General features: G+C 70.6%; 24 protein-coding genes. 6 read left to right on the plus strand and 18 right to left on the minus strand.

What is annotated here, in order from left to right:
- Positions 1–2: 2 nt before the first annotated feature.
- The gene (locus tag ABD151_RS13730) at positions 3–737 is read left to right on the plus strand and encodes a DUF2786 domain-containing protein (RefSeq protein WP_343995288.1); all 735 of its coding nucleotides are present in this window, start codon (positions 3–5) and stop codon (positions 735–737) included.
- A 27-nt stretch (positions 738–764) separates the two neighbouring features.
- Here ABD151_RS13730 and rplQ read toward each other — a convergent pair whose 3' ends face one another.
- The 11 genes from rplQ to fdxA form a co-directional block, all read right to left on the minus strand.
- The gene (gene rplQ / locus ABD151_RS13735; protein WP_343995290.1) at positions 765–1298 is read right to left on the minus strand and encodes a 50S ribosomal protein L17; all 534 of its coding nucleotides are present in this window, start codon (positions 1296–1298) and stop codon (positions 765–767) included.
- 73 nt (positions 1299–1371) lie between these two features.
- Positions 1372–2388, minus strand: a complete 1017-nt coding sequence (locus ABD151_RS13740) for a DNA-directed RNA polymerase subunit alpha (RefSeq protein WP_343995292.1) — start codon at positions 2386–2388, stop codon at positions 1372–1374.
- A 107-nt stretch (positions 2389–2495) separates the two neighbouring features.
- Positions 2496–3104, minus strand: coding sequence for a 30S ribosomal protein S4 (gene rpsD / locus ABD151_RS13745; protein ID WP_343995294.1), 609 nt, complete (start codon positions 3102–3104; stop codon positions 2496–2498).
- A gap of 46 nt (positions 3105–3150) precedes the next feature.
- Positions 3151–3558 (minus strand): 30S ribosomal protein S11, encoded by a 408-nt coding sequence (rpsK, locus tag ABD151_RS13750; protein ID WP_343995296.1) that lies wholly within the window; start codon positions 3556–3558, stop codon positions 3151–3153.
- Between the two features lie 91 nt (positions 3559–3649).
- Positions 3650–4021, minus strand: a complete 372-nt coding sequence (gene rpsM, locus ABD151_RS13755; protein WP_343995298.1) for a 30S ribosomal protein S13 — start codon at positions 4019–4021, stop codon at positions 3650–3652.
- A 206-nt stretch (positions 4022–4227) separates the two neighbouring features.
- Positions 4228–4341, minus strand: a complete 114-nt coding sequence (gene rpmJ, locus ABD151_RS13760) for a 50S ribosomal protein L36 (RefSeq protein ID WP_004008316.1) — start codon at positions 4339–4341, stop codon at positions 4228–4230.
- A gap of 84 nt (positions 4342–4425) precedes the next feature.
- On the minus strand, positions 4426–4647 hold the full coding sequence (infA, locus tag ABD151_RS13765; protein ID WP_011757309.1) for a translation initiation factor IF-1: 222 nt from the start codon (positions 4645–4647) through the stop codon (positions 4426–4428).
- Between the two features lie 251 nt (positions 4648–4898).
- Positions 4899–5951: an LLM class flavin-dependent oxidoreductase gene (locus tag ABD151_RS13770; protein ID WP_343995300.1), complete on the minus strand. Its 1053-nt coding sequence runs from the start codon at positions 5949–5951 to the stop codon at positions 4899–4901.
- An 85-nt stretch (positions 5952–6036) separates the two neighbouring features.
- A complete protein-coding gene (locus ABD151_RS13775) occupies positions 6037–8409 on the minus strand; it encodes an FHA domain-containing protein (RefSeq protein WP_343995302.1) in 2373 nt (790 codons plus the stop codon).
- A gap of 80 nt (positions 8410–8489) precedes the next feature.
- Positions 8490–9587 carry a succinyldiaminopimelate transaminase gene (dapC, locus tag ABD151_RS13780; protein WP_343995803.1) on the minus strand — a complete coding sequence of 366 codons (1098 nt, stop codon included), beginning with the start codon at positions 9585–9587 and terminating at the stop codon, positions 8490–8492.
- Positions 9584–9910: a ferredoxin gene (gene fdxA, locus ABD151_RS13785; protein WP_343995304.1), complete on the minus strand. Its 327-nt coding sequence runs from the start codon at positions 9908–9910 to the stop codon at positions 9584–9586. The genes dapC and fdxA overlap by 4 nt, the downstream gene beginning before the upstream one ends.
- 58 nt (positions 9911–9968) lie before the next feature.
- Here fdxA and ABD151_RS13790 point away from each other — a divergent pair, with 58 nt between their 5' ends.
- A complete protein-coding gene (locus ABD151_RS13790; RefSeq protein WP_343995306.1) occupies positions 9969–10946 on the plus strand; it encodes a GNAT family N-acetyltransferase in 978 nt (325 codons plus the stop codon).
- Positions 10947–10981: 35 nt separating this feature from the next.
- Here the strand turns inward: ABD151_RS13790 and ABD151_RS13795 are convergent, their stop codons facing one another.
- Genes ABD151_RS13795 through ABD151_RS13810 form a run of 4 tightly spaced genes read right to left on the minus strand, consistent with a single transcriptional unit; the run spans position 10982 to position 14349 of the window.
- Positions 10982–12727 carry a VanW family protein gene (locus tag ABD151_RS13795; protein WP_343995308.1) on the minus strand — a complete coding sequence of 582 codons (1746 nt, stop codon included), beginning with the start codon at positions 12725–12727 and terminating at the stop codon, positions 10982–10984.
- 43 nt (positions 12728–12770) lie between these two features.
- Complete coding sequence (locus ABD151_RS13800; protein ID WP_343995310.1) at positions 12771–13142, minus strand: hypothetical protein; 372 nt, start codon at positions 13140–13142, stop codon at positions 12771–12773.
- Positions 13139–14047, minus strand: coding sequence for an N-acetyl-1-D-myo-inositol-2-amino-2-deoxy-alpha-D-glucopyranoside deacetylase (gene mshB, locus ABD151_RS13805; RefSeq protein WP_343995312.1), 909 nt, complete (start codon positions 14045–14047; stop codon positions 13139–13141). Before mshB ends, ABD151_RS13800 begins: the two co-directional genes overlap by 4 nt.
- A gap of 5 nt (positions 14048–14052) precedes the next feature.
- Positions 14053–14349 (minus strand): hypothetical protein, encoded by a 297-nt coding sequence (locus tag ABD151_RS13810; protein WP_343995314.1) that lies wholly within the window; start codon positions 14347–14349, stop codon positions 14053–14055.
- 107 nt (positions 14350–14456) lie between these two features.
- Between ABD151_RS13810 and ABD151_RS13815 the strand changes: the two genes are divergently transcribed.
- The gene (locus tag ABD151_RS13815; protein ID WP_343995316.1) at positions 14457–16424 is read left to right on the plus strand and encodes an FHA domain-containing protein; all 1968 of its coding nucleotides are present in this window, start codon (positions 14457–14459) and stop codon (positions 16422–16424) included.
- Positions 16425–16433: 9 nt separating this feature from the next.
- On the plus strand, positions 16434–17522 hold the full coding sequence (locus tag ABD151_RS13820; RefSeq protein WP_343995318.1) for a hypothetical protein: 1089 nt from the start codon (positions 16434–16436) through the stop codon (positions 17520–17522).
- Between the two features lie 34 nt (positions 17523–17556).
- Here the strand turns inward: ABD151_RS13820 and ABD151_RS13825 are convergent, their stop codons facing one another.
- Positions 17557–18372: a thioesterase family protein gene (locus ABD151_RS13825; protein ID WP_343995321.1), complete on the minus strand. Its 816-nt coding sequence runs from the start codon at positions 18370–18372 to the stop codon at positions 17557–17559.
- Positions 18373–18420: 48 nt separating this feature from the next.
- Positions 18421–19500, minus strand: coding sequence for a GNAT family N-acetyltransferase (locus ABD151_RS13830; protein ID WP_343995323.1), 1080 nt, complete (start codon positions 19498–19500; stop codon positions 18421–18423).
- Positions 19501–19577: 77 nt separating this feature from the next.
- Between ABD151_RS13830 and ABD151_RS13835 the strand changes: the two genes are divergently transcribed.
- Entirely contained in the window at positions 19578–20507 is a 930-nt protein-coding gene (locus ABD151_RS13835; protein WP_343995325.1) for a DUF1707 SHOCT-like domain-containing protein, read from the plus strand.
- Positions 20508–20655: 148 nt separating this feature from the next.
- On the plus strand, positions 20656–20832 hold the full coding sequence (locus ABD151_RS13840; protein WP_343995327.1) for a hypothetical protein: 177 nt from the start codon (positions 20656–20658) through the stop codon (positions 20830–20832).
- A 91-nt stretch (positions 20833–20923) separates the two neighbouring features.
- Here ABD151_RS13840 and ABD151_RS13845 read toward each other — a convergent pair whose 3' ends face one another.
- Entirely contained in the window at positions 20924–21532 is a 609-nt protein-coding gene (locus ABD151_RS13845) for a peroxidase-related enzyme (protein ID WP_343995329.1), read from the minus strand.
- Between the last annotated feature and the right edge of the window lie 7 nt (positions 21533–21539).

The following is a 21539-nucleotide window of genomic DNA, read 5'->3' on the forward strand; positions in this document are numbered from 1 at the left end:
CCATGAGCGACCACCCCATCCTCGCCAAGATCCGCAAGCTCCTGGCGAAGGCGGAGAACGACGCCGCGACCCCGCAGGAGGCCGAGGCGTATACCGCCAAGGCAGCCGAGCTGATCGCCGCCTACGGCATCGACCAAGCACTCCTGGACGCCGATCGCGCCACCTCGGCCGGCACCGGCGACCGGGTGCTGAACCTCGACCCGCCCTACGCCCGGGACAAAGCCGACCTGTTGGCCACGGTGAGCGCGCACTACGGCTGCCAGGCGGTGCAGATCGCCGAGCGCACCCCCGACGGCACCCGCTGGGCACTCCACCTGTTCGGCCATGACGCCGATCTGGAGCGCACCGAGCTGCTCTTCACCAGCCTGCTGCTCCAGGCGGCCACCTGGATGGTCCGGGCCCCGGTCCCCCGCGGCGAGAGCGCGGCTGCCTTCCGGCGTTCCTGGCTGGCCGGGTTCCGAGGGGCGATCGGCACCCGGCTCGCTGCCGCCGAGGAGGCAGCTCGGCAGCGCGCGGACGCCGTCCGGGCGCCCGGGCTGCCCAGCACCTCGCTGGTGCTCGCCGACCGCGCTGCCCTGGTCACCGAGGCACTGCACCGCACCTACCCCCGGCTCCGAGCCGCCCGGCGTCGTCAGCTCTCCGGCAGCGGTGCCCGCGACGGCTGGCAGGCCGGGGAGCGCGCCGATCTCGGCGGCACCAGACTCGGCAACGCGAGAGGGCCCGCCACCTTGCGGTGACGGGCCCTCTCAGGCGAAGCAGGACGCTCAGGCGTCCTTCTTCTCCTCGGCGTTCTCCTCGGTGGTCTCCTCAGCGGGAGCCTCCTCGGTGGCCTCAGCGGTCTCCTCGGCCGGAGCCTCAGCGACCTCGGTCTCCTCGACCACGGTCTCCTCGGCCGGAGCCTCGGCGACCGGAGCGGCCTTGGCGCGCACCTTGGGCTCGAAGGCCTCGGTGACGAGCTCGATCACGGCCATGGGGGCGTTGTCGCCCTTGCGGGGACCGATCTTCGTGATCCGGGTGTAGCCACCCGGACGCTCGGAGAAGGACGGCGCGATCTCGGTGAAGAGAAGGTGGACGACACCCTTGTCGCGGACGGTCTTGAGGACCTCGCGACGGTTGTGCAGGTCACCCTTCTTCGCCTTGGTGATCAGCTTCTCCGCCAGCGGGCGCAGGCGACGAGCCTTGGCCTCGGTGGTGGTGATCCGACCGTGCTCGAACAGCTGGGTGGCCAGGTTCGACAGGATCAGGCGCTGGTGAGCCGGGCTACCGCCGAGGCGGGCACCCTTGGTGGGAGTAGGCATGCTTCTCTCTTTTCTCTCCGGCCGTATCAGGTACCGGGGTAGAACCGGCCGTATCAGGTACCGGAATTAGGTGTTAGTACTGCTCGTCCTCGACGAACGTGTCGTCGTCGTCATCGCCGTAGGCGGCGAGGGCGGCGGCGGCGTCGAAGCCGGGGGCGCTGTCCTTCAGGGAGAGACCCATCTCGACCAGCTTGCCCTTGACCTCGTCGATCGACTTGGACCCGAAGTTCCGGATGTCGAGGAGGTCCTGCTCCGAGCGGCTGATGAGCTCACCCACGGTGTGGATGCCCTCGCGCTTGAGGCAGTTGTAGGAGCGGACGGTCAGCTGCAGGTCCTCGACCGGGAGGGCGAGGTCGGCAGCCAGCTGCTCGTCGACCGGCGACGGGCCGATGTCGATGCCCTCGGCCTCGACGTTCAGCTCACGGGCCAGGCCGAAGAGCTCGACCAGGGTCTTTCCGGCCGACGCGACGGCGTCGCGGGGACGGATCGACGGCTTGGTCTCGACGTCGATGACCAGCTTGTCGAAGTCGGTGCGCTGCTCGACACGGGTGGCCTCGACCTTGTAGGTCACCTTCAGCACGGGGCTGTAGATCGAGTCGACCGGCATCCGGCCGATCTCGTTGTCGCCGCCCTTGTTCTGCACCGAGCTGACGTAGCCGCGGCCACGCTCGACGACGAGCTCCATCTCGAGCTTGCCCTTGTCGGACAGGGTCGCGATCTTCAGGTCGGGGTTGTGCACCTCGACACCGGCCGGGGGCGCGATGTCGGCGGCGGTCACGTCACCGGGGCCCTGCTTGCGCAGGTACATGGTCACAGGCTCATCGTGCTCCGAGGAGACGACGAGAGCCTTGAGGTTCAAGATGACCTCGGTGATGTCTTCCTTGACGCCCTCGACGGTCGAGAACTCGTGGAGGACGCTGTCCACCTTGATGCTGGTCACAGCCGCGCCCGGGATCGAGCTGAGCAGGGTGCGACGCAGCGAGTTGCCAAGCGTGTAGCCGAAGCCGGGCTCCAGCGGCTCGATCACGAACCGCGAGCGGAACTCGCCAACGGGCTCTTCCGACAGAGTCGGGCGCTGAGCGATAAGCACTGATGATGTCCTTCCCGGGCCCACCCACCATTTGATGGGCCCGAACTACCGGTGATCGATGGGAAGAGGTGCCACCCCCTCGGCACGCCGAGGGGGTGGACTTGAGATTACTTCTTCGAGTAGTACTCGACGATGAGCTGCTCCTGAACCGGCACGTCGATCTGCGCGCGGACCGGGACCTGGTGGACCAGGATCCGCATCCGGTTCGGGAGGGCCTCGAGCCAGGCGGGGACGACGCGCTCGCCGTGGGTCTCGCGAGCCACGATGAACGGGGTCATCTCCAGCGACTTCTCGCGAACGTCGATGACGTCGTGAGCGGTCACCTGGAAGGAGGGGATGTCAACCTTCTTGCCGTTGACCTTGAAGTGGCCGTGCACGACGAGCTGACGCGCGTGACGACGCGTGCGGGCGAAGCCGGCGCGGTACACGACGTTGTCGAGGCGGCACTCCAGCAGCTGGAGCAGGTTGTCGCCGGTCTTGCCGGTGCGACGCGAAGCCTCAACGTAGTAGTTGTGGAACTGCTTCTCCATCACGCCGTAGGAGAAGCGGGCCTTCTGCTTCTCCTGCAGCTGCGAGCGGTACTCGCTCTCCTTGATGCGCGCACGGCCGTGCTGGCCGGGCGGGTAGGGACGACGCTCGAAAGCCTGGTCGCCACCAACGAGGTCGATACCGAGACGGCGCGACTTCCTGGTCATGGGGCCGGTGTAACGGGCCATGGTTCAGTTGCTCCTTAGTAGAAAAAGATCGGTGGTGTCGCAGAACTCAGACGCGGCGGCGCTTGGGCGGGCGGCATCCGTTGTGCGGGGTGGGGGTCACGTCCTGGATGGTGCCGACCTCAAGGCCGATGGCACCCAGCGAACGGATGGCGGTCTCGCGACCGGAACCCGGACCCTTCACGAACACGTCGATCTTCTTCATTCCGTGGTCCATGGCACGACGGCCAGCGGCCTCGGCTGCCATCTGCGCGGCGTACGGCGTGGACTTGCGCGAGCCCTTGAAGCCGACGGTGCCGGCAGAGGCCCACGAGATCACCGCACCGGTGGGGTCGGTGATGGTGACGATGGTGTTGTTGAACGTGCTCTTGATGTGGGCTTCGCCCTGAGCGACGTTCTTCTTCTCCTTGCGGCGGATCTTGGTCTTCGCCGCAGCCTGACGGCTCTTGGGAGGCATTCAGTAACTCCTGATTTGCTGGTCTGTGAGTTCGAGTCGGAAGAGAACCGATCGACCTGTCAAAGGCGCTGGGGCCTTCGTCAGGCTGCGATCACTTCTTCTTCTTGCCGGCGACGGTGCGCTTGGGGCCCTTGCGGGTACGCGCGTTGGTCTTGGTGCGCTGACCGCGGACCGGGAGGCCCATGCGGTGACGGCGACCCTGGTAGCTGCCGATCTCGATCTTGCGGCGGATGTCGGCCTGGACCTCGCGACGGAGGTCACCCTCGGTCTTGAAGTTGGCGTCGATCTCGTCGCGGAGCTTGACCAGCTCCTCGTCGGTCAGGGTGTGAACGCGAGCGTTCGGGTCCACGCCGGTCGCAGCCAGGATCTGCTGCGAGCGGGTACGGCCGATGCCGTAGATGTAGGTGAGTGCGATCTCGATGCGCTTCTCGCGCGGGAGGTCAACACCAACAAGGCGTGCCATTGAGGCGGTTTCCCTTCATTCACGGTGGTATGGACGTGGTGCATCCGTGGCGGCCACCGAGGTGGCTGTGTGCCCGGCTCCGGCCATCCGTTCCGGAGGTGATTCAGTCTGGTCGCCCAGACCTAGCATTCACGTTGATAACTGGTTATTCAGTTGTGCGCCGGCCGGAGCCGGCTGTCACGGGCCTGACGGCCCAGCCTCAGGACTCAGCCCTGGCGCTGCTTGTGACGCGGGTTCTCGCAGATCACCATGACGCGGCCGTGGCGACGAATCACCTTGCACTTGTCGCAGATCGGCTTGACACTCGGGTTGACCTTCACTTCGGAGGGCCTTTCTTCTTCGTTATCGGCTGGTGGCACCGCAGGAGTGGTGCCGATGACGGACCGGGACGAGCCCGGTCGGCGTCACTTGTACCGGTAGACGATGCGCCCGCGGGTGAGATCGTACGGCGAGAGCTCGACCACGACCCGGTCCTCAGGGAGGATTCGGATGTAGTGCTGGCGCATCTTGCCGCTGATGTGTGCGAGAACCTTGTGGCCGTTGCTCAACTCCACTCGGAACATCGCGTTGGGGAGGGCCTCCACAACGGTGCCCTCGATCTCGATCACGCCTTCTTTCTTCGGCATGTCCTCCGCAATCCGCTCATTGGTTTACCGTTCCTGCAACCGAGCAGAGGCCTGCTCGGCCGGCCCGGGAACCTCCCGGTGATGGCACCGGGTGGACCTCGTGAGCCGCTGCGTGACCTCGACCAGGAGCAGCGGAATCACGCCGCGAACGACGTCGAGAACCGCAGCTTCCGGCAGCCGCGAGGCACCACGAAGCAGACCCACGTTGGGCCGACTAGCCAGTCTAGAGGCATCGGCCAACGAATCCCTAATCAGCGCTGCCCCAGCGCCTCGGCCAGCAGGTCCAGGGTGCGCTCGCGTGCCGGGGCGCGGTCGGCGGGGTCGTCGCGACGTGCGCCGGCCACCGGATGCACCATCACCTCGTCGACGCCGTAGGTCGCGGCCAGGGCGCGGACCTGCGCCGCGGCCGTCTGGGGATCACCGATCACCCAGCGACCGCGCATCGCCTCCAGCAGCGATCGGTGCGACTCGGCCACCACGACCTCGGCGGCCGACTCCACGAGGCGCTGGGCCAGCAGCTGTCCCCCGGTCCGCAGCGCCAGCATCGCCAGCAGTTGCGGCAGGGCGAGCTCCTGGGCCTCGGCATGGGTGTCGGCGACGACGACGTTGACGGTCAGGAAGGTCCGCGGCGCGGCGAGGTCCTGGCTCGGCACGAAGCTGGAGCGGTAGAGCTCCAGCGCCTCGTGGGTGCCGGAGCCGGAGAAGTGGTGGGCGAAGACGTAGGGCAGCCCGCGCGACGCGGCCAGGCGCGCCGAGTAGTCAGAGGAGCCCAGCAGCCAGACCGGCGGCTGGCCGAGCGGCGCGGGGGTCGCGCGCAGCTCGTGGGTGCGGCCGCCGACCGAGACGCCGGCACCTGCCGGCGACATCAGGGTGACCACGTTGTCGACGTACTCGGCGAAGCGGGCGACCGCCTCGTCGCCGCTGGCCCCCGAGCGCAGCGCCCAGCTCGTCACCGGGTCGGTGCCCGGCGCACGCCCGATGCCGAGGTCGATCCGGCCCGGGAACGCCGCCTCCAGCAGTGCGAACTGCTCGGCGACCACCAGCGGCGCATGGTTGGGCAGCATCACCCCACCGGAGCCGATCCTGATCCGCTCGGTCGCTGCCGCGAGGACGCCGATCAGCACCGGCGGGTTGGTGGCGGCGACCGCTGGCATGTTGTGGTGCTCGGCCACCCAGTAGCGGTGGTAGCCCAGCCGGTCGGCGGCACGCGCCAGCTCCCGTGACGCGGCGACGGCGTCCGCTGAGGTCTGGTTCTCCCGAACCGGAGCGAGGTCGAGCACGGACAGGGCAAGCTCAGAGGTCACGTCCGTGCTCAACGGCGCGAGCCGGCGCCGCATTCCCTGCCAGGGCGTCGATCTCGCGACGAGCGCGACGAGGAGTGCGTCGCGGTCAGCGTCGCGGCACCGCGCTGCGGCGCACCAGCCACCAGGCCAGCAGCAGCGTGGCGGCGATCAGGATCCAGAGCACGGTGAGGTTCAGCCACCACTGCAGCGCGCTGTGCTCGTAGAGGACGTCGAGCTGCTCGTCACCCTGGCCGCGCTCGAGCGCCTGCTCCTTGGCGAGGTCCAGGTTGACCGACGCCGCCGCGGCGGCGAAGCCCCAGCGCGCGGGCGCGAGCCAGGCCAGCTGCTCCAGCACCGCGCGTCCCGCCACCGGCACCAGCGCCCCGCAGAGCACCAGCTGCACCATCACCACGCCGACCAGCGCCGGCATGGTCTGCTCGGAGGAGCTGACCAGCGCGGAGACGGCCAGGCCGAGCACCGCCATCGCGAAGCAGACCCCGCCCATCGCCAGCGCGATCTCGAACCAGCCCATCCCGGCCACGCCGCCGTCGTCGGGACCGGGCAGGCCGACGGTCGCCAGCCAGGTGACCACGACCCCCTGCGCGAAGCAGGCGGTGCCGAGCACCAGCACCTTCGAGACGAGGTACATCCCTGGCGAGAGCCCCACCGCGTACTCGCGCTGGAAGATCGGCCGCTCCTTGACCAGCTCCCGGATCGTGACGGCGGTGCCCATCAGGGCCGCCGCGACGATCAGGATCGTCAAGCGCTGCAAGGCCTCGCGGTGCGAGACCGCGTCGCTCTCCCCCGCCGTGCTCAGCAACGACAGGCCCGCATCGCCCTGCACCACCCGGCTCAGTGCCCCCAGCACCAGCGGCATCAGCAGCAGCATCGCGAGCAGCATCTTGTCGGAGACGGTGACCGCGAGGTTGCGGCGCACCAGCGTCCACAGCTGGCGCCCGAGCGACTGCAACGGCGGTTGCGCGACCGGGGCATTGACCGCAGGCAGACGGCCGGTCTCGACCGACGCGGGCGGCGGCGGGATCCGCTGCCACAGGTCCGGGTCGTCGAGCAGGTCGAAGACGGCCGGATAGTCGCGGCAGCCGAAGTGCTCCAGCACGCCGGCCGGCGGGCCGAAGTAGGCGCGTCGTCCGCCCGGCGCCAGCACCAGCACGTTGTCGCAGACGTCGAGGGCCAGCACCGAGTGGGTCACCACCATCACCACGCGGCCCTCGTCGGCGAGCCCGCGCAACAGGTGCATGACGTCGCGGTCCAGGCCCGGGTCCAGCCCGGACGTCGGCTCGTCGAGGAAGAGCAGCGGCGGTGCGGTGAGCAGCTCGGTGGCGATCGAGACCCGCTTCTTCTGGCCGCCGGAGAGCTGCGTGCCGATCCGGTTGTCGACCTGGCGCTGCAGTTGCATCTGGCCCACCACCGTCTCCACCCGCTGCGCCCGCTCGGCGGCGGCGGTGTCCGGCGGAAGCCGGAGCATGGCGGCGTAGCTGAGCCCCTGGCGCACGGTGAGCTGCGGGTGCTGGATGTCCTGTTGCGGCACCAGTCCGATCTGGAAGCGCAGCTGCTCGTAGTGGGTGTACAGGTCGCTGCCCTGCCAGAGCACCTGGCCGTGGGTGGCGGGGCTCGAGCCGGTGAGCGCGCCGAGGAGCGTCGACTTGCCGGCACCGGAGGGACCGATCACGGCGGTCAACGACGAGGGTCCGAGCTCGAACGACATCCCGTCGAGCAGGCGACGTCCGCCCTTGACGACCGTGGTCAGGTTCTGCGCATAGAGAGTGAGGTCGCTGCGACCGGCGCGGGCGGCGAGGTTGTCGCCGGTCCAGGTGAACGCCTGGTTGCCGACCGTCACCTCGGCGCCCGGCTGGAGGTGGGCCGGCGTGGAGATCCGGTGGCCGTTGACGAAGGTGCCGTTGAAGCTGCCCAGGTCGCGGAGCACCGGGGCCGGGCCGAGGGTGATGGTGGCGTGCCGGCGCGACACCAGCGGGTCGTCGATCACCACGTCGCAGCTGCGCGAGCGGCCGATGGTGAGCATCCGGTCGGGCGGCTGGTTCACCGGGAGCACGGTGTGCCCGTCGGTGAGCCGGCCCGGCGGGGCGATCGGCAACCGGTCGCCGGCCGCCATCGGCGCCTGCTGCAGGTGGGGGGTGGGGGCTGCCGGACGGTGCGCGGGCGCAGCCGGGGTGGGCGCGACCGCGAGCGGGGTCACCGACAGCACGACACCGCTCTCGCCACCGATCAGCACGCGCGTCGCGACACCGGGACGCAGCTGCTCGTGCTGGATCCGCCGGCCATCGACCCAGGTGCCGTTGGTGGAGCCGAGGTCGACCAGGTACCAGTGCTCGCCGACCCGGCGGAACTCCACGTGGCGTCGGGAGACGTCCGGATGGGTGAGCGTGATCGGCAGGCCACGCTCGCGCCCGACCACCACGACCGCCTCGGTGAAGTCCCGGCTCTCACCGAGACCGCTCACCCGCAAGGACGAACCCGACGATGGACTGGTCATGGATGCCGCACACTCCCCCCGGAGCAAAGGTTGGGACCGGCCTCACCTTAGGCGAGGCGCGCCACCGCCGCGTCGATCCGCTCGTCGGTCGCCGTGAAGGCGACCCGCACGTGCCGGCTGCCCGAGGCGCCGTAGAAGGCACCGGGAGCGGCCAGGATGCCGCGCTCCGCGAGCCACGAGACCGTCGCCCAGCAGTCCTCGCCCCGGCTGGCCCACAGGTACAGCGAGGCCTCGGAGTGGTCGACGGTGAAGCCGGCGCCGAGCAGCGCCTCCTTCAGCTTGGCCCGACGTGCCGCGTAGCGAGCGTGCTGCTCGGCCACGTGGGCGTCGTCGTCCAGGGCTGCGATCATCGCGAGCTGCTGCGGACCGGGCATCTGCAGGCCGAGGTTCTTGCGCACCGCGAGCAACTCGCCCACGACCGCCGGGTCGCCGGCCACGAAGGCACAGCGATAGCCCGCGAGGTTGGAGCGCTTGGAGAGCGAGTGCACGGTCAGGATGCCCTGGTGGCTGTCACCGCAGACATCGGGGTGCAGCACCGAGATCGGGCGCGGCTCCTCCCACGAGCACTCGAGATAGCACTCGTCGGAGACCAGCAGCGTGCCGCGCTCGCGGCACCACTCGACCACCTTGCGCAGGTGTTCGACGCCGAGCACCTTGCCGGTCGGGTTGGACGGCGAGTTGATCCACATCAGCGCCGGCCGCTCCGGACCGATCGCCGTCAGCGAGTCGGCCGCCAGGTGCCGGGCACCGACCAGCGCCGCGCCCACCTCGTAGGTGGGGTAGGCGAGCTCGGGGTAGACGATCAGGTCGTCCGCGCCGAGCCCGAGGTGCAGCGCGAGGCTCGCGATCAGCTCCTTGGAGCCGATCAACGGCAGCACGCCGTCGAGCCCCAGGCCCTGGACGCCGAAGCGGCGGCTCAGCCAGTCGATGACGGCCTGACGCGACTCCGGCAACCCGATCGTCGTCGGGTAGCCGGGGTTGTCCGCTGCGGCCGCCAACGCCTCCTGGACCACTGCGGGCGTGGGGTCGACCGGAGTTCCGACCGACAGGTCCACGATCCCGTCAGCGTGCCCCCGAGCACGCGCTGCGTACTCGGTGAGCTTGTCCCAGGGGAAGTCCGGGAGCCGCGACGATACCGAGCTCAGTGGTCTTGGTTCTGCGGCTCGAGGCCCGCCACGAACGGAGCGTCGTGGTCGATCTCGCCCATCTTGGCGGCACCGCCCGGCGCGCCGAGGTCGTCGAAGAACGCGGCGTTGGCGTCGAAGTAGGACTTCCACTCCTCCGGAGTGTCGTCCTCGTAGAAGATGGCCTCCACCGGGCAGACCGGCTCACACGCACCGCAGTCGACGCACTCGTCGGGGTGGATGTAGAGCATCCGCTTGCCCTCGTAGATGCAGTCAACCGGACACTCGTCGACGCAAGCACGGTCCTTGACGTCGACACACGGCTGGGCGATGACGTAGGTCACCAGTTCCTCCTGAAACGGCATACGGGGCAAAGAGTGGCTTCAGCCTAGTATCCCGGTCATGGATTCGGGCAGCGACCTCCACATTTCGAGCGAACCTTCTCCCCAGCACCGCCTCGGCGCGCATGTGGTGGGCAGCCGGATCGTGGTGCGACGGCTGCTCCCCGGCCAGGTCGGGGCGACCGGGGGCCCTGCCTTCACCGATGTCCTCGGCGTCTGCCTGAGCTGGGGCGACGGCGTCTGCGTGGTGCGCCGCGAGGACGGCCAGGAGGTCGCGATCCGGATCGCCGAGATCGTCTCCGGCAAGCCGGTCCCCCCGCGTCCACCGGTACGCCACCGGATCAGCGCCCGAGACGCCGAGCAGCACAGCCTCGTGCTGTGGCCGCACGTGGAGACCGCGCCGATCGGCGAGTGGGTGCTGCGCAGCGACACCCAGCCGGTGGGCCGGCTGATCAAGCGGGCCAACTCCTGCCTGGCGATCGGCGAGCCCGGGCGCGCGGACGCCGACGCCGTTGACGAGGTCCGTGCCTTCTACCGCGCCCGCGAGCGCGAGCCGTTGGCGCAGGTGGTCCGCGACAGCGACGCCGAGCGGATCTTCGTCACCGCCGGGTGGCAGCCGGTGCCCGGTGGCGACGCGGTCTTCCAGCTGGGCTCGCTGTCACGCGCCGCGCGGGCCCTGCGCCCGGTCGCGCCGCTGAGCTTCGAGCAACTGGTGGCGCGTCCGCAGACCCAGGTCGGGCTCACCGACGACGGGGTCCGCGTCGCCCTGGAGCTGCGGATCGGCGGGCATCTGGTCGCGACCGCCCGCGCCGGGCTCTCCGGCGACTGGCTCGGGTTGCATGCACTCCAGGTCGAGCCGGAGCTGCGCCGCCGCGGCCTGGCCCGCCGGATGATCGCCGAGCTGCTGGACTGGGGCGCCGAGCGGGGTGCGACCACCTGCTGGCTGCATGTGGAGTCCGACAACCAGGCCGCGCTGGACCTGTACGAGTCGCTCGGGTTCAGCACCCACCACGAGCTGCGCTACCTCAGCGCGCCCTGAGCCCGGGCAGCGCCGCGGCAGGGCGCGGAGACCGCTCAGTCGTCGGTCTTCGCGTCCTTCTTCTTCTCGCCCGGAGGCGGACCGCAGACGACCTTGTCGTTGGCGATGTAGGAGGTGTGGAACTTCTCCGTCTTCTCCACGGCCTTCGAGCCCGGCTTGTGGAAGTAGCGCCACACGTCGATGTCGAAGCCGCTCGCGGGCGCGTTGTTGGGCTCGCAGCCCGCGCCCTGCAGGTAGCGGGTGCCCGGCGCGCGGTAGTTGTAGCGGGCGCCCGTCTTGGTGGTGATGTCCCAGACCTTGGTGCCGTACATGGAGACCGTGACCACGCCGTTGGAGGAGTAGCCCGGCGTCACCTTGGCGGAGATCAGGATGCCGTGGTCGGTGTCGTTCTTGAACTTCAGGTCCACCGCGCCCCAGGCCACGGTCGCCTCACGACCGACCGGGTAGCGGTCGAAGTAGAGCGAGTGCGCCTTGTGCTCGACGTCCTCGAGGCCGGCGAAGAAGGCGGCGTTGAAGGTCGTCGTCGCCATCTGCGAGACACCGCCGCCGAGATCCTGCTTGAGCACGCCGTCGGCGATCATGTAGCCCGAGGTGAACCCGTTCTCGACGGTCCGCTCACCGACGGTGTCGTTGAGCGAGAAGGTCTCCCCCGGCTTGAGCACGGTGCCGTCGATCAGCTCGGCTGCCCGCCCGATGTTGACGTTGCGATACGTCGCCGGCGGGTAGTAGGTGGTGAAGGTCGAGACCTTCTCCTTGATGCCCAGCGCCTTCGCGTCGGCGGTGGTGAAGTCGGCGTCGCGGACGGTGGCCTTGACCTCCGCCTTGCGCGCACCGCTGGTCTGCACGACCAGGTCGAGGAAGGTGGCGCTGATGTCCTCCGGGGTGAAGTCGACGCCCGGACGTGAGGGCACCACGCGCGGCTTGCCCTTGACCAGCTTGACGGTGGCGTCGACCGGCGCGGCGTCGTCGTCGACGAACTTGGCGCGGACCACCTTCTCCAGGCGGGCCTCGTCCAGCTCGGGGACCAGCACGCCGTCCTCGGGGACCATGCTCAGTGCCGCGCTGTACTCCGCCGGGCTGAGCCGGATCGGGGTCTTGTCGAAGACCAGCGTGACGGCGGCGCTGACGGCCGGGTTGGCGAACTCGTCGAGCGCCTTCTGGACGTCGTTGCCATCGATCTCCGGCTCCGCGGTGACCAGCTCGAGCTCGGCGACGTCGCCGCTCAGCAAGGCGTCGGTGAGCTCCTCGCGCGCGTCCTCGCGGTCCACCGCGCGGCCGGTCTCGGCCTCGGTGGTGTCGAGCTGGCCGCGGCGGAAGACCACGGTGCCGTCGACGGGTGCTGTGCCGTACTTCTCGTCGAGGGAGTCCAGGACCGCGTCGAGTGCCGCAGTGTCCTCGGTGATCACCGGGTCGACGTCGTCGCCGCCGGTGTAGTAGTTCCAGAGCCGCTCGGGCGACCAGCTGCGGCCGCCCCCGGCCTCGGCGACGCTCGCCGCGGCGTCGACGCTGATCCCGAGATCGGCGGTCGCCAGCCGGGTCGTCGTGCCGTCGATGGAGACCTTGACCTGCTTGCGGCTGCCGAGATCCTCCTCGACCTTGGCTACCGCCTCATTGCGCTCGAGCCCGCCGATCTCGACGCCGGCAACGCTGGTGCCGCGCGGAACCTTGGCTCCGGCAGCGGCGTACGCACCGACGTAACCCGCCGCCCCGAGAGCGAGCACGCCCAGCACGGTGAAGGCAACGACCTTCCCGCCCTTGGACTCTTTCGTGGACTCTGTCACCCGCACATCCTAGTGAGGAGGCACCAATCCCCCACTTTCGCGTTCACTGGGTGTCGGCCGGAGCCCCCGCAGGCGACGATGCCGGACGGCGGGCGCCGACCGGCGCGGTGACCACGGCCGCGACCATCAGCGCCAGGCCGCCGGCGAGGAAGAGATAGCCGCGCAGATCGGCGCTGATCGCCCAGGATCCGGCCTCGGTGCCCTGGATCACCAGCAGCACCATCGCCACCCAGCCGAAGACGAAGCCGAAGCGGAGCCAGCCAGCCGGCAGCGCCACGGTGGCGGCTGCCGGGGCGCCGACGGCCAGCACGAACCAGGCCCAGTTGCCGTCGTGCATCGCGACCGAGGCGATCGCGGTGACGGCACCGGTCAGCGCCAGCAGCACCACCAGCAGCGCACGCAGCCCTGCGCTCACAGCCCGGCGAAGAGGTCGGTCTCGAAGCCGTCCGGACCGACCGGGCCCTGGACGCCCTTGGCGAGCCGGTAGAACTCCACGCCCATCGCCTCCGCGCCGACGTTGTTGGAGAGCGCGAAGAACGGACCGTCCGTGGTGATCTGGGTCTTGTGCGCGGCCAGTGCCGCCATCTTCGCGTCGATGAAGTCGGTGCCGTCGACGGCAGCCGCCAACGCCTCGTCGCTGGAGACGAAGTGCGGCAGCGGGCCGTCGGGGTCGAGGCCCTCGAAGGTCGCCGAGTCGCCGGAGTCGCGCAGCAGCCGCAGACCCTCGCGCATCCGGCTCTCCGACATCGCTCCCCAGTAGATCTTGGCGATGTCCCAGGCCTCGCCCAGGTCGGTGCGGTAGGACGGCACCGCCGCCAGCGCGGCGGCGTAGGTGGCGACCCGGTGCGCCTGGATGTGGTCCGGGTGGCCGTAGCCGCCGAACTCGTCGTAGGTGACCATCACCTGCGGGCGGACCTCGCGGATCACCGCGACCAGGTGGTTGGCCGCCTCGGTCAGGTCCGCACGCCAGAAGGCGTTGTCGTGGATGTCGTCGGCAGCGATCGCGTGGCCGTCCGGGTGCCACTGCATGCCGGAGTCGCGGTAGGTGCCGAAGCCGCCGAGGAACCGGTGGTCGATGACGCCGAGAGCGGCCATCGCGTCGGCCAGCTCGCCCCGGCGGTGGGTGCCGAGCTCGTCGTCGCGGTCGGCAGCCAGGTGCTCCAGCTCGGGCACCAGGATCTCGCCCATCTCGCCGGCGGTGCAGGTGACCAGCGTGACCCCGCGCCCCTCCTTGACGTACTTGGCCATGGTGGCGCCCTGACCGATCGACTCGTCGTCGGGGTGGGCGTGGATGAGGAGCAGGCGCTGGTCCGCGGTCATGCCTCTCAGCCTACGTTCCCCGCCCCCGGTCGCTTGATCCGCTTCGGCGCATCGGGCAGTGGGATCGGCGACGGCGCGGCGGCCGGTCCCGCAGGCAGCTCGTCGTCGAGCCAGCCGTCGTGCTGGTCGATCAGCACCTCGAGCATGATCGCGGGGGCATCGGTCAGCACCGCCCAGGGGTGGTCCTCGTCGTCGTCCTCGCCGGCCAGCGCCTCGCGCCGCACCTCGGCCTCCCAGCCGCCTGCGATCAACGCACGCGCCACCGCCTGCGCGTCGTCCTCCTCGAAGAAGATGCCTCTCACGCCGTCTGCCCCTCTCGTTCCGTCCGGCGTCACCAGCCTCCCACGACCGCGCACAGCGCTAGGATCCGGGAACGACGGTGTCCGGGACCACCACCTCTGGGGAGCAGATGAGCAGCATTCGCGTGCAGGCCGAAGGCCGCAGTCACACCTTCGACGGCTCCGGTCCGGTCCGCTTGGGTCGCGACCCGCGCGCCGACGTCGTGCTCAGCGGCCCGACCGTCTCCCGCCAGCACGCCGAGCTGCAGCCGACCGCCGACGGCTGGCAGATCGTCGACTCCGGCAGCACCCACGGGGTCTGGCTCGACGGCCAGCGGATCACCCAGGCGCCGCTGACCGGCACCCACACCCTGTACTTCGGCCAGAGCGGCGAGGCGACGCCGGTCCTGGTCGTGGTGGAGGCCGCGGGAGCGCGGCCGATCGCCCCCCACCCCGACGTCGCGCTCACCCAGGAGCTCGCGCTGACCGTCGTTCCCGGGCGCAGCAACAACCCCGGCACGATGGCCCCGGCCCTGCTGGTCCGCTCCCGTGACCTGGACCGTCGCTTCGCGCCGCTGGCACCGGTCCGGATCGGGCGCGAGCCCGGCCTGGAGGTCGTCGCCGACGACCCGGTCGTCTCCCGCCAGCACGCCCTGCTCGAGCCGCGCCCCGACGGCTGGTGGCTGCACGACCGCTCGACCACCGGCACCTACATCGCCGGCGAGCGGGTGCGCAGCCAGCGCCTCGACGAGCCGGTCACCGTCCTGCTCGGGCACCCCACCGCCGGCTTCGAGCTGGAGATCGTGCCGATGGTCGCCGCCGAGGTGGCGTCGCGCGCGATCGCCGGACGCAAGCGGCGGCGCACCCTGAGCATCGTCGGCGCCCTGGTGGCCGCCCTGCTGCTGGTCGGCGGCGGCGTCGTGGCCGGCGTCATGCTGGTGGGCGGGGACGACGACCCGAGCGACGACCGGCTGACCGCGGCCGAGCTCGACCGCGCCAAGGCGGCGAGCGTGCTGCTGATCGCGATGGACGAGAACGACCAGCCGATGCACTCGGGCTCCGGCAGCGTGATCAGCTCGGACGGCCTGATCCTGACCAACGCCCACGTCGGCAAGCCGTCGGCTCCCGGCCAGGGCGCCAGCGAGTTCGGCGACCCGGCCTACCTGCTGGTCGCCCTCACCCAGCCCGAGGACGACAAGCCCGCCGAGCCCACCTACCGCGCCGAGCCGATCATCGCCGACGGCTTCCTCGACCTCGCGGTGCTGCGGATCAACGCGGACGCCGAGGGCAAGGAGGTCGACAACGACAACCTCTCGCTGCCCGAGCCGCTGCCGATCGGCTCCAGCCAGGAGCTGCGCACCGGCGACGAGATCACCGCGCTCGGCTACCCCGGCATCGGCAACCCCAGCGCCGGCGCCGAGCGCCCGCTCACCGTCACCCGCGGCGTGGTCTCCACCTTCCAGGCCGACCCGGTGATCGACACCAAGCGCGGCTTCATCGACTCCGACCTTCGGCTCGGCTCCGGCAACTCCGGCGGCGCCTCGATCAACGGACGCGGCGAGCTGATCGGGATCAACACCGCGGTGATCACCGCGGTCTCCCAGGACGTCGGCGCGATCACCCAGGGCTCGGCGCTGATCCGGCCGATCGACCTGGCCTCCGAGGTGTTGGCCATCGCCAAGAAGGGCGGCGACCCGGACTACGTCTCCCCCTTCGCCGACCAGGTTCCCGCCGCACCGGACGCGCCCGAGCAGGCCAGGGTCACGGCTGCCGGGTGGAGCCTCACCGGAACGGACGGCTGCACCGGGACCAGCACCCTGCAGAGCCCGCAGACGATGTCGGTCACGCCGGGCCAGACGGTGCACGCCGAGTTCGCCGTCGAGGGACTGCCCGACGGGCTGCCGATCGGCGTCACCTTCGTGGCCCCGGACGGCGTCACCGTGCTCGGCCAGGTCCAGGACACCTGGAAGGGCGGCGCCGAGCGCCAGTGCGTCTCGCTGCCGTTCACCGCAGAGTCCGGACAGAGCGGCGTCAACGCCGTCTTCGTGGTGGGCACCGACGGCGACGTGGCTGCGGAGAACCCGCTGCTGTTCCAGTAGGCGCTCGCGATGGGGTGGCCCGAGCTCGATCCGTCGTTCCTGCGGCTGCGCCGCGAGGTCGACGCGACCGGCGTCGACGCGCTCACCGCACTGACCGATCGGGTCGGGCTGCCCGGCGTCCTGGCCGACCTGAACCGCGACGCGCACCGGGCGCGGATGCCGCGCCTGCTCGGGCGCGCGGTGCACGAGGCGTATGCCTGGGACGCCTTCGACAGTGCCGATCCGCGCTGGTGGCCACAGGGCATCACCACCGCCGCCGACGCTGCGGACGCGGAGCTCGCCGGGCGCCGGATCGTGCTCGCGTCCTGGTATTCGAAGAAGATCGCCGAGGGCACCCACGGCTCGCGGATCACCGTGCTCGACCTGGACGCCCGTCGCTACCGCCATGTGCTGTTGGTGGCGCCCACCTACCGGGACGGCGACCTGCGCCTGGCGCCGTTGAAGGTCCATGCCGGCGGCATCGCCTGGTGCGGGCGCTACCTGCACGTGGCCGCCACCGGGCGCGGCTTCGCGACCTGTCATCTCGACGACATCGTCCGGATCCCCGACGAGGTGGGGCTCGCCGACCGCACCCGGTTGGGTGCCTCGGGAGCCGGAGTGGCCTCCTTCGGGCACCGCTACGTGCTGCCGGTGCGGGAGTGGCATCGCGGCGAGACCGTCGGGGACGGCGCGCGGCTGCGCTACTCGTTCCTCTCCACCGCGCACGGTCCTGGCGGCCCGTCGCTGATCGCCGGCGAGTACGGCCGCGGCACGCAGAGCACCCGGGTGGCGCGATACGCCCTGGAGCCTGGCACCTGGGACCTGCGCACGGACGCTGCGGGCGTCGCGCATCCGGTGGCGCTGCACGAGGTCGGGCTGCAGCGGATGCAGGGCGTCGCCGTCGCCGGTGACGACTGGTACGTGACCACCTCGAACGGGCCGGTGTGGCCGGGCACGGTGCATGCCGGACGTCCGGGCACCCTGCGGGCACGGCATCTCGCGACGCCGATCGGCCCGGAGGACATCGTGCACTGGCCCGGCCGCGAGGAGCTGTGGTCGGTGAGCGAGCACCCCTGGCGGCGCTGGGTCTTCGGGATGCGCCGCGACTGGTTCGGCTGAGCGCAGCGTCGCGCTCGCCGCACGGTCGGTGGGCTCAGCGCGGGAGCCGGGCGAGCTGACGGCTCTGGGCCACCAGCCGGCCGGCGGAGTCCCACAGCTCGCAGTCCTCCTCGAACATCCCGCCCGCGACGTTGCGGGTGGCATGCCGGATCGCCAGCCAGCCGGGTGCGGGCACGGCGCGGATGTGCGCACTCAGCTCGAGGGTGGGCGCCCAACCGGGCAGGCCGAGGTCGAAGGTGACCGGCGGCAGGGCGTCGAGCATCCAGAGCAGGGACAGCGCGTCCGGCTCGCGGCCGTCCGGGAGTCGGATCCAGCCCTGGATCACGCCCTCCCCGCTCGGGGCGCCGACCGCCCATCCGGCGTAGGCCGGGTCCAGGCGCAGGTCCATCCGGTCCATGATGGTGGCGACCTTGCGCATCTCGGCCGAGGCGAGCTTGGTGGACAGGCACTCGTCCACGCTCGGCAGTCGCGGCGGCTGGGCCGTGGTCTGCACGCCGGTGGGCAGCGAGGAGAGGTCGCCGTAGCTGGCCAGCGCGGTGATCCGGGTGGCGCCGTCCTGGACCAGGTCGACGGCGAGATTCGCGCTGGTGCCACCGCGGCGGATGACCCGGGTGCTCACCTCGGCCTTGCCGGCCGCTCCCGCCGAGAGGAAGTAGGCAGAGAAGGCGATCGGGTCCGGCAGCTCGGGCACCGTGTGCCGCAGGGCTCGCGCCGCGGTCGCCATCAGGTAGCCGCCGTTGAGGGCAGGGCCCACGCCCCACCCGGCGTCGAGCTCGGCGAGGAACCGGGCACCGTCCTCGGTGCGGTCGGTCTCGGTGACGGCGGTGGCGCGGTCGAACTCGAACGTCATGCGAGCCAGGGTATGCAGCCTCGCCGCCGGTTGCGGCCGTGGGGCGATTCAGTAGCCGGTGACGCCGTCGATCCGCTCGCGCAGCAGGTCGGCATGGCCGAGGTGGCGGGCGTACTCCTCGATCATGTGCAGCAGCACCCAGCGCAGGTTGACCTCCTGGCCGTGCCGGCGTCCGGGCAGCGCGGCGTCGAGGTCGGTGACCTTCTCCGCGGCGGCCCGCGCGCGGTCCACCTCACGACGGTAGAGGTCGACGTCGGCCAACGCGGTCGGCGCGCTCACCTGCTCGAAGTCGGCGTCCGGGCTCTCGGCGTCGCCGAAGTGCGCTCGCTCCTTGACGCCGGTGACCACGGCCGTGAACCAGTACTGCTCGACCTTCGCCAGGTGCCGGACGAGGCCGGCCAGAGTGAGCGTGGACGGCGGCACGCTGGCCCGCACGAGCTCGGCGGCGCTGAGCCCGGCGACCTTGCGCAGCAACGCGTCGCGGTAGAACTCCAGCCACTGGTCGAGGGCGGCGCGCTCGCCGGCCATGAAGTCGAGCGGCGGACGCTGCTCGGGCATGGCGGCGAGCCGCTCGGCCCCCGGGCGCGGGTCGGTGGCCAGCAGGCCGTAGATCCCGTTGTCGCTCCAGCCGTGCGGGTCATGCCAGTCGTTGCGCAGGTGGGCCTCATGGCTCATCCCCAGGCGCTGGCAGAGCCGCACCGAGGCGACGTTGCGGGGATCGAGCTGCGCGAAGACCCGCTGCGCCCGGTAGTGGTCGAAGGCGAGGTCCAGCATGGCCAGCGCACCCTCGCGGGCCAGCCCCAGGCCGTGGAAGTCGGGGTGGAAGCACCAGCCGATCTCCAAGCGCAGCAAGGTCTTGTCGGCCGCCATCAGCACCAGGTCGCCGATCACCCGGCCCTGGTACTCGACCGCGAGGGCGAGCGGATGGTCGGCGCCCAGATCGTCACGGCTGGCCGCCCACTCGGCGACCTTGGTGATCGCCTCGGCATGGCTCCAGGCCTGGTGCGGCATGTAGCGCACCACCTCCCGATCGCCCCGATAGGCGAACACGTCCTCGGCGTCCTCGGGCCGATACGCGCGCAGCGTCAGCCGGTCGGTCCTGATCGGGAGCGAGAGTCGGTCAGCCACCCTCGGCACGCTACCCGGGTCCCGGAGCCGAACACCACCACGTAATCTTCACCAGCCGACGATTTCGGGAGGGCACCATGCGCGCACGCGACGTCGACCGCAACGACGTGGTCGAGGCACTGGAGGCCGCCTTCGTCGATGGCCAGCTCACCGCTGACGAGCGTGAGGAGCGGGTCGCCGCCGCGCTGGGCGCGGTCGAGCTGGACGACCTGCGGGTCCTGGTCAAGGACCTGCAGAACGCGCCGGAGCGGTTCCGGCCCGGCGTGGTCGCCTCGGTCCGCGCGGCAGCCACCGCGACCTCCCCGCGGCGCAACGCCGTGATCGTCGCCGCCGTCGCCGGCATCGTCGGCATCGGCCTGGTGATCAATGCGATCGTCAGCGACGACCCCCTCCGGGTGCCGGACTCCTCGATCTCAGCCGACGCCGACGCCGAGGCTGAGGCGCAGGCGGTCTCCGACTCGGCCTCGTTCGTGGTGATGTGGAGCGACGTCAAGAACGAACTGACCAGCGGCCAGCCCGCCAACCAGCGCGAGGGCGAGGTGCCGTCACTGGAGCCGTGGGAGGTCACCGCAGAGCGAGTGAGGGACTTGCTCGAAGTGATCCACAACCAGTTCGACGCGCCGTATCTGACCGAGCTCGGACTGCGCCCGGACTACTTCTCCTTCACCCGGCCACTGAAGGGCACCCAGCCACGCACCGAGGACTGGTCCTACAGCAAGGGCAGCGGGGTCCGGGCCAGCGATCCGGAGATCGAGTCCGGACGCGACCTGGCGCTCTTCGACACCCGCGACATCGACGTCGATGCGCTCTTCCGCAACCTCGACGCCGCCTTGACCAACCTGAACGTCGAGGACGCGAAGCTGAGCTGGATCGACGTCAAGTACGACTCCAGCACCGAGATCCCGGTGATCAACATCTGGGTGACCAACCGGTTCGAGGAGAGCGGCTGGATGGAGACCACCCTCGACGGTCTGATCTACAAGAGCTGGCCGTACACCGAATCCTGAGCCCTGGCAGGGATCTGCTCGCCCATCGCTGCTGCGGATCACTGGCAGGAAGCTCGTCGGCGCAGCATGCTGCGCTTGGCGTTCGCACTGCCTAGCGTGGAGGTGAGCCGGGCATCCGAGCCCGGCCGACCAGCGAGGGGAACCCGTCATGGAGAGCCACACCCACGAGCACACCCACGGCGACAGCGCCCACACGCATGCGCACACCACCCACGAGCACGCCCATGTCGAGCACGAGCACGAGCACACCCACGACGGCGTGACGCACTCGCACCCGCATGTGCACGAGGCGGGGCTGGAGGAGGACCACACGCACGAGGGTTGAGCCGCAGCGACAGTCCAGCCCATCGCGGACCGCGACAGGCGAGGGCCCCGCGCCCGGAGGCTCGGCGCGGGGCCCTGCTGCGTCAGCGCACTCAGGCGAAGAGTGTGGCGTCCGGCTGGAGGCCGATCGCCTGGGTGAGCTTGTTGGCGTAGCTGAAGAAGGCCGCGACCTCGATCGCCTCGACGATGCCGGCATTCGTCAGGCCGACCGCACGCAGGCGCTCGTAGTCCGCCTCCCCCACGCGCGAGGCCTGATGGGTCACCTTGACCGCGAGGTCGACCAGCGCCTGATCGCGTGCATCGAAGTCGATGAGGTGGTGGTCGTCCGCGATCCGGGCGGCGCGCTGCTTGTCGCCGGTGGCCTGCGCCAATCCGTAGCGGTGGTTGGCGACGCAGTAGCCGCACTCGTTCTCGTGCGCCACGATCACCGAGATCAGCTCCCGCTCCTGGATCGTCAGGTGATGGTTGGCGCTGTCGTCCCACAGCGGTCCGTAGATGGCCAGCAGACGCTCCAGCGTGGCCTCGTTGACGGCGTAGCCGCGCAGCCAGTTGGGCACGTAGCCGTAGGTCTGCTGCGCGTGGTCGAACTGGCGCTGCAGCCGGGGCGACACGTCCTCGCGGTCGACGCCGCCCAGGCGGGTGACCAGGTGCTTGGGCAGGGCGGGGATGTCGAGCTCCGGCTCGGCGACGGTGGTTGCCATGGTCTCT

It is taken from the genome of Nocardioides dubius, assembly GCF_039528155.1.
Taxonomy (GTDB): domain Bacteria; phylum Actinomycetota; class Actinomycetes; order Propionibacteriales; family Nocardioidaceae; genus Nocardioides; species Nocardioides dubius.

Coding starts and splice junctions, on each gene's coding strand:
- ABD151_RS13825 (WP_343995321.1), bottom strand. CDS start 18,372: ATGACGTTCGAGTTCGACCGCGCCACCGCCGTCACCGAGACCGACCGC.
- rplQ (WP_343995290.1), bottom strand. CDS start 1,298: ATGCCTACTCCCACCAAGGGTGCCCGCCTCGGCGGTAGCCCGGCTCAC.
- ABD151_RS13790 (WP_343995306.1), top strand. CDS start 9,969: ATGGATTCGGGCAGCGACCTCCACATTTCGAGCGAACCTTCTCCCCAG.
- mshB (WP_343995312.1), bottom strand. CDS start 14,047: ATGACCGCGGACCAGCGCCTGCTCCTCATCCACGCCCACCCCGACGAC.
- rpsD (WP_343995294.1), bottom strand. CDS start 3,104: ATGGCCCGTTACACCGGCCCCATGACCAGGAAGTCGCGCCGTCTCGGT.
- infA (WP_011757309.1), bottom strand. CDS start 4,647: ATGCCGAAGAAAGAAGGCGTGATCGAGATCGAGGGCACCGTTGTGGAG.
- ABD151_RS13815 (WP_343995316.1), top strand. CDS start 14,457: ATGAGCAGCATTCGCGTGCAGGCCGAAGGCCGCAGTCACACCTTCGAC.
- ABD151_RS13835 (WP_343995325.1), top strand. CDS start 19,578: ATGCGCGCACGCGACGTCGACCGCAACGACGTGGTCGAGGCACTGGAG.
- ABD151_RS13845 (WP_343995329.1), bottom strand. CDS start 21,532: ATGGCAACCACCGTCGCCGAGCCGGAGCTCGACATCCCCGCCCTGCCC.
- rpsK (WP_343995296.1), bottom strand. CDS start 3,558: ATGCCTCCCAAGAGCCGTCAGGCTGCGGCGAAGACCAAGATCCGCCGC.
- ABD151_RS13820 (WP_343995318.1), top strand. CDS start 16,434: ATGGGGTGGCCCGAGCTCGATCCGTCGTTCCTGCGGCTGCGCCGCGAG.
- rpsM (WP_343995298.1), bottom strand. CDS start 4,021: ATGGCACGCCTTGTTGGTGTTGACCTCCCGCGCGAGAAGCGCATCGAG.
- ABD151_RS13730 (WP_343995288.1), top strand. CDS start 3: ATGAGCGACCACCCCATCCTCGCCAAGATCCGCAAGCTCCTGGCGAAG.
- ABD151_RS13840 (WP_343995327.1), top strand. CDS start 20,656: ATGGAGAGCCACACCCACGAGCACACCCACGGCGACAGCGCCCACACG.